Below are 12,672 nucleotides of genomic sequence, written 5' to 3'. Positions count from 1 at the left end.
GTAAAGTAAGCGGATTTTCTTTTCCGCCCCAGCTTTCAGGATTATCCCTTAGTATGTTGAAAAAATTTCGTGGCATGTTTTCCAATGACTTGTCCATTGACCTGGGTACTGCGAATACCCTCATTTATGTAAAAGGACAAGGCATCGTATTGAATGAGCCTTCCGTGGTGGCCATTCGTCAGGATCGTGCCGGTTCACCGAAAAGCGTAGCTGCAGTAGGTCATGACGCGAAGCAGATGCTGGGCCGTACGCCGGGCAATATTGCTGCTATTCGCCCAATGAAAGACGGCGTTATCGCCGACTTCTTCGTGACTGAAAAAATGCTCCAGCACTTCATCAAACAAGTGCACAGCAACAGCTTTATGCGTCCAAGCCCGCGCGTTCTGGTTTGTGTGCCGGTTGGCGCAACCCAGGTTGAACGCCGCGCAATTCGTGAATCCGCGCAGGGCGCTGGTGCCCGTGAAGTGTTCCTGATTGAAGAACCGATGGCTGCCGCAATTGGTGCTGGTCTGCCGGTTTCTGAAGCGACTGGTTCTATGGTGGTTGATATCGGTGGTGGTACTACTGAAGTTGCCGTTATCTCCTTGAATGGCGTGGTTTATTCCTCTTCCGTGCGCATTGGTGGTGACCGTTTCGACGAAGCTATCATCAACTATGTGCGTCGTAATTACGGTTCTCTGATCGGTGAAGCCACCGCAGAACGTATCAAGCATGAAATCGGTTCGGCTTACCCGGGCGATGAAGTCCGTGAAATCGAAGTTCGTGGCCGTAACCTGGCAGAAGGTGTTCCACGCGGTTTTACCCTGAACTCCAACGAAATCCTCGAAGCACTGCAGGAACCGCTGACCGGTATTGTGAGCGCAGTAATGGTTGCACTGGAACAGTGTCCGCCGGAACTGGCTTCCGACATCTCCGAGCGCGGCATGGTGCTCACCGGTGGTGGCGCACTGCTGCGTAACCTTGACCGTTTGTTAATGGAAGAAACCGGCATTCCAGTCGTTGTTGCTGAAGACCCGCTGACCTGTGTGGCGCGCGGTGGCGGCAAAGCACTGGAAATGATCGACATGCACGGCGGCGACCTGTTCAGCGAAGAGTAATCGGATACAGGCAGGGGAAGCGTCTGTTTACCCTGCCTGGTCTGATACGAGAATACGCATAACTTATGAAGCCAATTTTTAGCCGTGGCCCGTCGCTACAGATTCGCCTTATTCTGGCGGTGCTGGTGGCGCTCGGCATTATTATTGCCGACAGCCGCCTGGGGACGTTCAGTCAAATCCGTACTTATATGGATACCGCCGTCAGTCCTTTCTACTTTGTTTCCAATGCTCCTCGTGAATTGCTGGATGGCGTATCGCAGACGCTGGCCTCGCGTGACCAACTAGAACTTGAAAACCGGGCGTTACGTCAGGAACTGTTGCTGAAAAACAGTGAACTGCTGATGCTTGGACAATACAAACAGGAGAACGCGCGTCTGCGCGAGCTGCTGGGTTCCCCGCTGCGTCAGGATGAGCAGAAAATGGTGACTCAGGTTATCTCTACGGTTAACGATCCTTATAGCGATCAAGTTGTTATCGATAAAGGTAGCGTTAATGGCGTTTATGAAGGCCAGCCGGTCATCAGCGACAAAGGTGTTGTTGGTCAGGTGGTGGCCGTCGCTAAACTGACCAGTCGCGTGCTGCTGATTTGTGATGCGACCCACGCGCTGCCAATCCAGGTGCTGCGCAACGATATCCGCGTAATTGCAGCCGGTAACGGTTGTACGGATGATTTGCAGCTTGAGCATCTGCCAGCGAATACGGATATTCGTGTTGGTGATGTGCTGGTGACTTCCGGTCTGGGCGGTCGTTTCCCGGAAGGCTATCCGGTGGCGGTTGTCTCTTCCGTAAAACTCGATACCCAGCGCGCTTATACTGTGATTCAGGCGCGTCCGACTGCGGGACTGCAACGTTTGCGTTATCTGCTGCTGCTGTGGGGCGCGGATCGTAACGGCGCTAACCCGATGACGCCGGAAGAGGTGCATCGTGTTGCTAATGAACGTCTGATGCAGATGATGCCGCAGGTATTGCCTTCGCCAGACGCGATGGGGCCAAAGTTACCCGAACCGGCAACGGGGATCGCTCAGCCGACTCCGCAGCAACCGGCGACAGGAAATGCAGCTACTGCGCCTGCTGCGCCGACACAGCCTGCTGCTAATCGCTCTCCACAAAGGGCTACGCCGCCGCAAAGTGGTGCTCAACCGCCTGCGCGTGCGCCGGGAGGGCAATAGTGGCGAGCTATCGTAGCCAGGGACGCTGGGTAATCTGGCTCTCTTTCCTCATTGCGCTGTTGCTGCAAATCATGCCCTGGCCGGATAACCTGATTGTTTTCCGGCCAAACTGGGTGTTACTCATCTTGTTGTATTGGATCCTGGCCTTGCCTCATCGCGTAAATGTGGGCACAGGTTTTGTGATGGGTGCCATACTGGATCTGATCAGCGGCTCGACGCTTGGCGTACGCGTATTGGCGATGAGCATCATTGCTTACCTGGTGGCGCTGAAATACCAGCTTTTCCGCAACCTCGCATTATGGCAGCAGGCGCTGGTCGTCATGTTGCTTTCGCTGGTGGTGGATATTATTGTTTTCTGGGCAGAGTTTTTAGTGATTAACGTCTCTTTCAGACCGGAAGTGTTCTGGAGTAGTGTAGTCAATGGAGTGCTCTGGCCGTGGATTTTCTTGCTGATGCGTAAAGTCCGTCAGCAGTTTGCAGTGCAATAAAGGTTTCTATGACTTCTCTGTATTTAGCTTCCGGTTCTCCGCGTCGTCAGGAGTTACTTGCGCAACTTGGCGTGACCTTTGAACGTATTGTTACGGGCATTGAGGAGCAGCGTCAGCCGCAGGAGAGCGCGCAACAGTATGTTGTGCGTCTGGCGCGCGAGAAAGCACAGGCGGGTGTCACGCACACGGCGCAGGATCTCCCGGTGCTGGGTGCGGATACTATCGTTATCCTGAATGGAGAAGTGCTGGAGAAACCGCGCGACGCAGATCATGCGGCGCAGATGTTGCGCAAACTATCGGGTCAGACCCATCAGGTGATGACGGCAGTGGCGTTGGCCGACAGTCAGCACATTCTCGATTGCCTGGTGGTCACCGATGTGACGTTCAGAACGTTAACAGACGAAGACATCGCGGGTTATGTCGCCAGCGGAGAACCGTTAGATAAAGCAGGTGCATACGGTATTCAGGGGTTGGGTGGCTGTTTTGTCAGGAAGATAAATGGCAGCTATCACGCCGTAGTCGGCTTACCGCTGGTTGAAACGTATGAATTATTAAGTAATTTTAACGCACTGCGTGAGAAAAGGGATAAACATGACGGCTGAATTGTTGGTAAACGTAACGCCTTCGGAAACGCGAGTGGCGTATATTGATGGCGGTATTCTGCAGGAAATTCATATTGAACGTGAGGCGCGACGCGGAATAGTAGGCAATATCTACAAGGGTCGTGTAAGTCGTGTACTTCCGGGTATGCAGGCGGCTTTTGTAGATATTGGGCTGGATAAAGCCGCGTTTCTTCATGCATCCGACATCATGCCGCATACTGAGTGTGTGGCGGGTGAAGAGCAAAAGCAATTCACGGTGCGCGACATCTCGGAACTGGTCCGTCAGGGGCAAGATCTGATGGTGCAGGTGGTGAAAGATCCGCTTGGTACTAAAGGTGCGCGCCTGACCACCGATATCACTCTGCCATCTCGCTATCTGGTTTTTATGCCAGGTGCTTCTCATGTTGGGGTTTCCCAACGTATCGAAAGCGAATCCGAACGTGAACGCCTGAAAAAAGTGGTCGCGGAGTATTGCGACGAGCAGGGCGGGTTTATCATCCGTACTGCAGCGGAAGGTGTTGGTGAGGCTGAACTGGCCTCCGATGCCGCTTATCTGAAACGTGTCTGGACCAAAGTCATGGAGCGTAAAAAGCGCCCGCAGACCCGTTATCAGCTATACGGCGAACTGGCGTTGGCGCAGCGTGTTCTGCGTGATTTCGCCGACGCTGAGCTGGACCGCATTCGCGTTGACTCGCGCCTGACTTACGAAGCATTGCTGGAGTTTACCTCGGAGTACATTCCCGAGATGACCAGCAAGCTGGAGCATTACACCGGACGCCAGCCGATTTTCGATCTCTTTGATGTCGAAAACGAAATCCAGCGAGCGCTGGAACGCAAAGTAGAACTGAAATCCGGTGGTTATCTGATTATCGACCAGACCGAAGCGATGACCACCGTGGACATCAATACCGGAGCGTTTGTCGGTCATCGCAATCTGGACGACACCATTTTCAATACCAATATTGAAGCGACGCAGGCTATCGCTCGCCAGTTACGGTTGCGCAATCTGGGCGGGATCATCATTATTGATTTCATCGACATGAATAATGAAGATCACCGTCGCCGCGTGTTGCATTCGCTGGAGCAGGCGTTGAGCAAAGACCGGGTGAAAACCAGCGTTAATGGTTTTTCGGCGCTGGGGCTGGTGGAGATGACGCGTAAACGCACCCGCGAAAGCATTGAGCACGTACTATGTAACGAATGCCCAACCTGCCACGGTCGCGGAACGGTGAAAACCGTGGAAACGGTATGCTATGAAATCATGCGCGAGATTGTTCGTGTACACCATGCTTACGATTCCGACCGTTTCCTGGTCTATGCTTCTCCGGCAGTAGCCGAAGCCTTGAAAGGCGAAGAGTCACACTCGCTGGCGGAAGTGGAAATTTTCGTTGGCAAACAGGTTAAAGTTCAAATTGAACCGCTCTATAACCAGGAGCAGTTTGACGTCGTAATGATGTAAACAGATGCTGGGCCGCCATCCGGCAAAGGGTTTTTGAGTCACATTTTTAGCAGACAAGGAGTGACGGGTGAGGCGATTGCCGGGGATTTTACTGCTTACTGGAGCCGCGCTCGTTGTGATCGCTGCCCTGCTGGTTAGCGGCCTGCGTATTGCTTTACCGCATCTTGACGCCTGGCGTCCGGAAATCCTCAACAAAATAGAATCCGCGACTGGCATGCCGGTTGAAGCCAGTCAGCTCTCAGCCAGCTGGCAGAATTTTGGCCCGACGCTTGAAGCGCACGACATCCGTGCAGAACTAAAAGATGGCGGCGAATTTTCGGTTAAACGCGTTACGCTGGCGCTGGATGTCTGGCAAAGCCTGTTACATATGCGCTGGCAGTTTCGTGATCTCACTTTCTGGCAGCTGCGCTTTCGCACCAACACTCCTATCACCAGCGGTGGTGGTAATGATAGCCTGGAAGCCAGTCACATCAGCGATCTGTTTCTTCGTCAATTCGACCATTTCGATCTCCGTGACAGCGAAGTCAGTTTCCTGACGCCATCCGGTCAGCGTGCTGAGCTGGCGATTCCACAACTCACCTGGCTAAACGATCCACGTCGACACCGTGCGGAAGGCCAGGTAAGCCTCTCCAGCCTTACCGGACAGCACGGCGTGATGCAGGTGCGCATGGATCTGCGTGATGACGAAGGGCTGTTAAGCAACGGTCGTGTCTGGCTCCAGGCGGATGACATCGACCTGAAGCCGTGGCTGGGTAAATGGATGCAGGACAATATTGCGCTGGAAACGGCACAGTTCTCCCTTGAAGGCTGGATGACGATCGATAAAGGCGATGTAACCGGCGGCGACGTCTGGCTGAAACAGGGCGGTGCCAGCTGGTTGGGTGAGAAGCAAACGCATACGCTGTCGGTGGATAATCTGACTGCGCACATTACGCGTGAAAATCCGGGCTGGCAGTTCTCTATTCCCGATACACGGATCACGATGGACGGTAAACCCTGGCCGAGTGGAGCATTGACGCTGGCCTGGATACCTGAACAGGACGTTGGCGGCAAAAACAATAAACGCAGTGACGAACTTCGGATTCGCGCCAGTAATCTGGAGTTGGCTGGACTGGAAGGCATACGCCCGCTGGCCGCGAAACTTTCACCTGCGTTGGGTGAGGTTTGGCGCGCCACACAACCGAGCGGCAAGATAAACACGCTGGCGCTGGATATCCCGCTTCAGGCAGCAGACAAGACCCGTTTTCAGGCATCGTGGAGCGATCTGGCCTGGAGGCAATGGAAATTATTGCCAGGTGCGGAACACTTCTCCGGGACGCTTTCCGGCAGCGTAGAAAATGGTTTGCTTACCGCGTCGATGAAGCAGGCAAAGATGCCTTACGAAACGGTATTCCGTGCGCCACTGGAAATCGCCGACGGCCAGGCGACGATAAGCTGGCTGAACACTGACAAAGGTTTTCAGCTGGATGGTCGCAATATCGATGTCAAAGCCAAAGCCGTCCATGCGCACGGCGGTTTCCGTTACCTGCAACCTGCTAACGATGAACCCTGGCTGGGTATTCTGGCTGGCATCAGTACCGATGATGGTTCACAAGCCTGGCGCTATTTCCCGGAAAACTTGATGGGTAAAGACTTGGTTGATTACTTAAGTGGCGCGATTCAGGGCGGTGAAGCGGATAACGCGACGCTGGTTTATGGTGGCAATCCGCAACTCTTCCCCTATAAACACAACGAAGGTCAGTTTGAAGTGCTGGTGCCGCTGCGCAACGCGAAGTTTGCCTTCCAGCCGGACTGGCCTGCATTAACTAACCTTGATATTGAACTGGACTTTATTAACGACGGTTTATGGATGAAAACCGATGGCGTTAATCTGGGCGGCGTGCGCGCGAGTAATCTCACCGCAGTGATCCCTGACTACTCAAAAGAAAAACTGCTGATTGACGCTGACATTAAAGGTCCGGGTAAAGCCGTTGGCCCTTACTTTGATGAGACACCGCTGAAAGATTCCCTGGGTGCGACCCTGCAAGAACTCCAGCTCGACGGCGATGTGAATGCTCGCTTACATCTTGATATCCCGCTGAACGGCGAGTTGGTAACCGCGAAAGGGGAAGTGACGCTGCGTAATAACAGTCTGTTTATCAAACCACTCGACAGCACCCTGAAAAATTTGAGCGGTAAATTCAGCTTTATCAATGGCGATCTGCAAAGTGAACCACTGACAGCAAGCTGGTTTAATCAGCCGTTGAACGTGGATTTCTCCACCAAAGAAGGGGCAAAAGCCTACCAGGTCGCGGTGAATCTCAACGGTAACTGGCAACCAGCGAAAACCGGCGTTCTGCCTGCAGCGGTGAACGAAGCATTAAGTGGCAGCGTGGCGTGGGATGGTAAAGTGGGCATTGAGCTGCCTTATCATGCTGGCGCGACGTATAACGTAGAGCTAAACGGCGATTTGAAGAATGTGAGCAGTCACTTACCTTCACCGTTAGCCAAACCTGCGGGTGAACCACTGCCGGTAAACGTTAAGGTTGATGGCAATCTCAACAGTTTTGATTTAACCGGACAGGCTGGTGCGGATAACCATTTCAATAGCCGCTGGTTGCTCGGTCAAAAGCTGACGCTCGACCGTGCTATTTGGGCGGCAGACAGTAAAACGCTCCCGCCGTTGCCGGAACAAAGTGGTGTTGAACTCAATATGCCGCCGATGAATGGTGCCGAGTGGCTGGCCCTGTTCCAGAAAGGTGCGGCGGAGAGTGTCGGTGGTGCAGCGAGTTTCCCACAACACATAACGTTACGTACGCCTATGTTGTCGCTGGGAAATCAGCAATGGAATAACCTGAGTATTGTTTCGCAACCGACGGCAAATGGCACCCAGGTTGAGGCGCAAGGGCGTGAAATCAACGCCACGCTGGCGATGCGTAATAACGCGCCGTGGCTGGCGAATATCAAATATCTTTATTACAACCCGAGCGAGGCGAAAACTCGTGGTGATTCAACGCAGTCATCACCTTTCCCGACAACGGAGCGCATTAACTTCCGTGGCTGGCCGGACGCACAAATACGATGCGCAGAGTGCTGGTTCTGGGGGCAAAAATTCGGTCGCATTGACAGTGATATCACCATTTCTGGCGATACGTTAACGCTGACCAATGGACTGATTGATACTGGTTTTTCGCGGCTCACTGCCGATGGTGAATGGGTTAACAATCCGGGGAATGAACGTACCTCGCTGAAAGGAAAACTGCGCGGGCAGAAAATTGATGCCGCCGCAGAATTTTTTGGTGTCACGACGCCCATACGCCAGTCGTCATTTAATGTGGATTACGATTTACACTGGCGCAAAGCACCCTGGCAGCCAGATGAGGCGACGTTGAATGGCATCATTCATACTCAACTGGGTAAAGGCGAAATAACCGAAATCAATACCGGACATGCCGGGCAATTGCTGCGCTTATTGAGCGTAGATGCCCTGATGCGTAAGCTGCGTTTTGATTTCAGAGACACTTTTGGCGAAGGGTTCTATTTTGACTCCATTCGCAGCACCGCGTGGATTAAAGACGGCGTTATGCACACCGACGACACGCTGGTGGATGGCCTGGAGGCGGATATCGCTATGAAAGGGTCGGTAAATCTGGTACGTCGCGACCTGAATATGGAAGCGGTTGTCGCACCAGAGATTTCTGCGACGGTGGGCGTGGCTGCGGCTTTTGCGGTTAACCCCATTGTTGGAGCGGCAGTATTTGCAGCCAGTAAAGTGCTGGGGCCGCTGTGGAGCAAAGTCTCCATTTTGCGCTATCACATTTCGGGTCCGCTGGACGATCCGCAAATCAACGAAGTGTTGCGCCAACCGCGTAAAGAAAAAGCGCAATGATTTGACGAGGGCGCGTAATTGCCCCAATCTCATATGATAATCGTTGCCAAAGGCCAACGAGCCGGAACATAACCGTAGGCCGGATAGGGCGTTCACGCCGCATCCGGCAGCCGTAAAAAATCCTCTACTGCAGTAACTAACGAGTAGCAAAAACGATGAGTCTGAACCTGGTAAGTGAACAATTGCTAGCGGCGAACGGCCTGAAACATCAGGACTTGTTCGCGATCCTCGGTCAACTGGCCGAACGTCGCCTTGATTATGGCGATCTCTATTTTCAGTCGAGCTATCACGAATCCTGGGTTTTAGAAGACCGCATTATTAAAGATGGTTCTTACAACATCGATCAGGGCGTTGGCGTGCGTGCAATCAGTGGTGAAAAAACCGGATTTGCTTACGCTGACCAAATCAGCCTGCTGGCGCTGGAACAGAGTGCGCAAGCGGCGCGCACCATCGTCCGTGATAGTGGTGATGGCAAAGTACAGACGCTGGGCGCGGTAGAGCATAGCCCGTTGTATACCTCGGTAGATCCGCTGCAAAGCATGAGCCGTGAAGAGAAGCTGGATATCCTGCGTCGCGTCGATAAGGTTGCCCGCGAAGCGGACAAGCGCGTACAGGAAGTGACTGCCAGCCTCAGTGGTGTCTATGAATTAATTCTGGTTGCGGCCACCGACGGCACACTAGCGGCGGATGTTCGTCCGCTGGTGCGTCTTTCCGTGAGCGTTCTGGTCGAAGAAGATGGCAAACGCGAACGCGGTGCCAGTGGCGGCGGCGGTCGTTTTGGTTATGAGTTCTTCCTTGCCGATCTCGACGGTGAAGTCCGTGCGGATGCGTGGGCAAAAGAAGCAGTGCGTATGGCGTTGGTCAATCTTTCTGCCGTTGCTGCACCAGCGGGCACCATGCCGGTAGTACTTGGCGCAGGTTGGCCGGGCGTGCTGTTGCATGAAGCGGTGGGTCACGGTCTGGAAGGCGACTTCAACCGCCGTGGCACTTCAGTATTTAGTGGACAGGTCGGGGAGTTGGTGGCTTCAGAACTGTGTACCGTGGTTGATGACGGCACGATGGTCGATCGCCGTGGTTCGGTGGCGATTGATGACGAAGGTACGCCAGGCCAGTACAACGTGCTGATTGAGAACGGCATTCTGAAAGGCTACATGCAGGATAAACTCAACGCGCGTTTGATGGGGATGACGCCGACTGGCAACGGTCGCCGTGAATCCTACGCTCATCTGCCTATGCCGCGTATGACCAATACCTATATGCTGCCGGGTAAATCGACCCCGCAGGAAATTATTGAATCCGTTGAGTACGGTATCTATGCACCGAACTTTGGTGGCGGTCAGGTGGATATTACATCCGGCAAATTCGTTTTCTCCACATCAGAAGCGTATCTGATTGAAAACGGTAAAGTAACGAAGCCGGTGAAAGGCGCGACGTTGATTGGTTCCGGTATCGAAACCATGCAGCAGATTTCGATGGTGGGCAACGACCTGAAACTGGATAACGGCGTGGGTGTCTGCGGTAAAGAAGGGCAAAGTTTACCGGTTGGCGTGGGCCAGCCAACGCTGAAAGTTGATAACCTGACTGTTGGCGGTACTGCGTAATAATTTCAGTATTTTCAGAAGGATAATTAATCCTTCTCCGTGTACGAACGGTCCCCTCGCCCCTCTGGGGTTAGGGTGAGGGGAACCCGTTGGCACAGGTTTGTACAACGTAACAGTACAATATGAATTACTTCTCTTTCCCGCGCCCGTGCATTTCCTGAAACAATTTACCGACCTCAACAAAATAATCCGTCAGTGAGTTGATCACGACCTGTACCTTCAGCGGCAGCTTATCTTTTTCGGTATACAACGCATAAACCGGGCGTGGATCTGACTGGTAACGCGGCAGCAGGATCTCGAGTTCCCCGCGATTGATCTCGTTGATCACCCACATCAGTGGCACGTAGGCAATCCCGGCACCTGCCGTCAGCCAGCGCACCAGCGTCATCGGATCATTAGTCACAAATCTCCCTTGCGGGATCAGGCGAGTCGAGATCCCTTCCGGTGCGATCAGTTCAAATTCATTGTCGGGCCGCACGCTGTATTCAAGCCATGAATGGCTACTTAAATCGGCGGGTTTTTCCGGTATGCCGTATTGTGTGAGATAGCTTTTTGCGGCGCACACCACCATTGGCATCGCGCCCAGACGGCGGGAAAACAGGCTGGAATCTTGCAACGCGCCGACGCGGATCACCACATCCAGACCGTCGGCAATCAGGTCGGGGGCAGGAATTCCGGTAACCAGATTAACGCTCAAACCTGGGTATTCTTTCAGCATTTTGGCTGTTAGCCCGGCGAGAACATTTTGTGCCATAGTTGAAGAACAGCCAATGCGCAGCGTCCCGATGGGGGTGTTATTGAAGGCATACAGTTGCTCATGAACATCCTGCACTTCATGAAGCATCCGACGGCAGCCCTGGTAGTAAATTCTACCGGCTTCGGTCAGGCCAATGCTGCGTGTGCTACGGTTTAACAGCTTTACCTGCAACTCATCTTCCAGTTTTGACACCGTCTGACTGATGGACGAAACGCTCATCTGTAGCTGTCTGGCGGCGGCGGTAAAAGAGCCAAATTCAACTACTTTGGCAAACACCGACATGCGTTTTAGTCGTTCCATTATTCACTCTGACTTAAAAGTGATTTAGATCACATAATATAGATAACAGCATAACAGTTACGTTAATATATTAAATATCAATCTACAGCAATGTTGCTCTCGCCCGGCTTTCCATGCCCTTCTCTGCGGCGACAGATGCTGAAAATAATAACGCCTGCTCTCTCTATACAACCAAGGTCAACATGAGTCTGTTTCCCGTTATCGTGGTGTTTGGGCTGTCCTTCCCACCGATATTTTTCGAATTGCTTTTATCACTGGCGATTTTCTGGCTGGTGCGCCGGGTACTTGTGCCAACAGGTATCTACGACTTTGTCTGGCATCCGGCGTTGTTCAACACCGCGCTCTATTGCTGCTTGTTTTATTTGATATCGCGACTGTTCGTTTGAGGTTGAAGTGAAAACACTAATAAGAAAATTCTCCCGTACGGCCATCACGGTCGTATTAGTCATTCTGGCCTTCATCGCAATTTTTAATGCCTGGGTCTATTACACCGAATCCCCGTGGACGCGTGACGCGCGCTTTAGCGCTGACGTCGTTGCGATCGCGCCGGACGTTTCTGGACTCATTACCCAGGTGAATGTTCATGATAACCAGCTGGTGAAAAAAGGACAGGTACTGTTCACCATCGACCAGCCGCGCTATCAAAAGGCGCTTGAGGAAGCGCAAGCCGATGTTGCTTATTATCAGGTACTGGCACAGGAGAAACGCCAGGAGGCCGGACGTCGTAACCGTCTCGGTGTGCAGGCTATGTCTCGCGAAGAGATCGATCAGGCCAACAACGTACTACAAACGGTTCTGCATCAGTTAGCGAAAGCGCAGGCGACCCGCGATCTGGCAAAACTGGATCTTGAACGCACGGTGATCCGCGCGCCAGCAGATGGCTGGGTGACCAACCTCAACGTCTATACCGGTGAGTTTATTACCCGTGGATCAACGGCGGTTGCGCTGGTGAAACAGAACTCCTTCTATGTACTGGCCTATATGGAAGAAACTAAGCTGGAAGGGGTGCGCCCTGGGTATCGTGCAGAGATCACGCCGCTTGGCAGTAACAAAGTGCTGAAAGGGACTGTTGATAGTGTTGCCGCAGGGGTCACCAATGCCAGCAGCACGCGTGACGACAAAGGGATGGCGACCATCGATTCTAACCTTGAATGGGTACGTTTGGCGCAACGTGTTCCGGTACGTATTCGTCTCGACAACCAGCAAGAGAACATCTGGCCTGCGGGCACCACTGCTACGGTGGTAGTCACTGGCAAACAAGATCGCGACGAAAGCCAGGATTCGTTCTTCCGTAAAATGGCCCATCGCCTGCGTGAGTTTGGTTAATCACG

At 53.0% G+C, this 12,672-nt stretch carries 10 protein-coding genes; 9 read left to right on the top strand and 1 reads right to left on the bottom strand.

The window, feature by feature from the left end:
* Positions 1 to 53 precede the first annotated feature (53 nt).
* The 7 genes from mreB to tldD all read left to right on the top strand — a co-directional run bounded on the left by mreB (position 54) and on the right by tldD (position 10,284).
* Positions 54 to 1,097, top strand: coding sequence for a rod shape-determining protein MreB (gene mreB / locus ATB02_RS16190; protein ID WP_000913396.1), 1,044 nt, complete (start codon positions 54 to 56; stop codon positions 1,095 to 1,097).
* A 65-nt stretch (positions 1,098 to 1,162) separates the two neighbouring features.
* Positions 1,163 to 2,266, top strand: a complete 1,104-nt coding sequence (mreC, locus tag ATB02_RS16185; protein ID WP_000802511.1) for a rod shape-determining protein MreC — start codon at positions 1,163 to 1,165, stop codon at positions 2,264 to 2,266.
* Complete coding sequence (mreD, locus tag ATB02_RS16180) at positions 2,266 to 2,754, top strand: rod shape-determining protein MreD (protein ID WP_000179409.1); 489 nt, start codon at positions 2,266 to 2,268, stop codon at positions 2,752 to 2,754. The genes mreC and mreD overlap by 1 nt, the downstream gene beginning before the upstream one ends.
* Positions 2,755 to 2,762: 8 nt before the next feature.
* Positions 2,763 to 3,356: a nucleoside triphosphate pyrophosphatase YhdE gene (gene yhdE, locus ATB02_RS16175; protein WP_000203101.1), complete on the top strand. Its 594-nt coding sequence runs from the start codon at positions 2,763 to 2,765 to the stop codon at positions 3,354 to 3,356.
* Positions 3,346 to 4,815, top strand: a complete 1,470-nt coding sequence (gene rng / locus ATB02_RS16170) for a ribonuclease G (RefSeq protein WP_000123197.1) — start codon at positions 3,346 to 3,348, stop codon at positions 4,813 to 4,815. Before yhdE ends, rng begins: the two co-directional genes overlap by 11 nt.
* A gap of 67 nt (positions 4,816 to 4,882) precedes the next feature.
* The gene (gene yhdP, locus ATB02_RS16165) at positions 4,883 to 8,683 is read left to right on the top strand and encodes an AsmA2 domain-containing protein YhdP (protein ID WP_105271886.1); all 3,801 of its coding nucleotides are present in this window, start codon (positions 4,883 to 4,885) and stop codon (positions 8,681 to 8,683) included.
* Positions 8,684 to 8,838: 155 nt separating this feature from the next.
* Positions 8,839 to 10,284, top strand: a complete 1,446-nt coding sequence (tldD, locus tag ATB02_RS16160) for a metalloprotease TldD (RefSeq protein WP_000055909.1) — start codon at positions 8,839 to 8,841, stop codon at positions 10,282 to 10,284.
* Between the two features lie 127 nt (positions 10,285 to 10,411).
* Here tldD and aaeR read toward each other — a convergent pair whose 3' ends face one another.
* Positions 10,412 to 11,341: an HTH-type transcriptional activator AaeR gene (gene aaeR / locus ATB02_RS16155; protein WP_000440317.1), complete on the bottom strand. Its 930-nt coding sequence runs from the start codon at positions 11,339 to 11,341 to the stop codon at positions 10,412 to 10,414.
* A 182-nt stretch (positions 11,342 to 11,523) separates the two neighbouring features.
* On the opposite strand from aaeR, the gene aaeX reads away from it, so the two are divergent.
* Positions 11,524 to 11,727 carry a p-hydroxybenzoic acid efflux pump operon protein AaeX gene (gene aaeX / locus ATB02_RS16150; protein WP_000051841.1) on the top strand — a complete coding sequence of 68 codons (204 nt, stop codon included), beginning with the start codon at positions 11,524 to 11,526 and terminating at the stop codon, positions 11,725 to 11,727.
* A 7-nt stretch (positions 11,728 to 11,734) separates the two neighbouring features.
* A complete protein-coding gene (aaeA, locus tag ATB02_RS16145) occupies positions 11,735 to 12,667 on the top strand; it encodes a p-hydroxybenzoic acid efflux pump subunit AaeA (RefSeq protein ID WP_000854033.1) in 933 nt (310 codons plus the stop codon).
* The last annotated feature ends 5 nt before the right edge of the window (positions 12,668 to 12,672 follow it).

This window comes from Escherichia sp. MOD1-EC5189 (assembly GCF_002966045.1).
Classification (GTDB): Bacteria; Pseudomonadota; Gammaproteobacteria; order Enterobacterales; family Enterobacteriaceae; genus Escherichia; species Escherichia coli_F.
This window is presented reverse-complemented; position numbering and strand designations above follow the sequence as displayed.

Excerpts from the sequence above, each read along its gene's own strand:
- aaeX (WP_000051841.1), top strand. The coding sequence starts at position 11,524 with ATGAGTCTGTTTCCCGTTATCGTGGTGTTTGGGCTGTCCTTCCCACCG.
- aaeR (WP_000440317.1), bottom strand. The coding sequence starts at position 11,341 with ATGGAACGACTAAAACGCATGTCGGTGTTTGCCAAAGTAGTTGAATTT.
- tldD (WP_000055909.1), top strand. The coding sequence starts at position 8,839 with ATGAGTCTGAACCTGGTAAGTGAACAATTGCTAGCGGCGAACGGCCTG.
- rng (WP_000123197.1), top strand. The coding sequence starts at position 3,346 with ATGACGGCTGAATTGTTGGTAAACGTAACGCCTTCGGAAACGCGAGTG.
- mreC (WP_000802511.1), top strand. The coding sequence starts at position 1,163 with ATGAAGCCAATTTTTAGCCGTGGCCCGTCGCTACAGATTCGCCTTATT.
- mreB (WP_000913396.1), top strand. The coding sequence starts at position 54 with ATGTTGAAAAAATTTCGTGGCATGTTTTCCAATGACTTGTCCATTGAC.
- yhdE (WP_000203101.1), top strand. The coding sequence starts at position 2,763 with ATGACTTCTCTGTATTTAGCTTCCGGTTCTCCGCGTCGTCAGGAGTTA.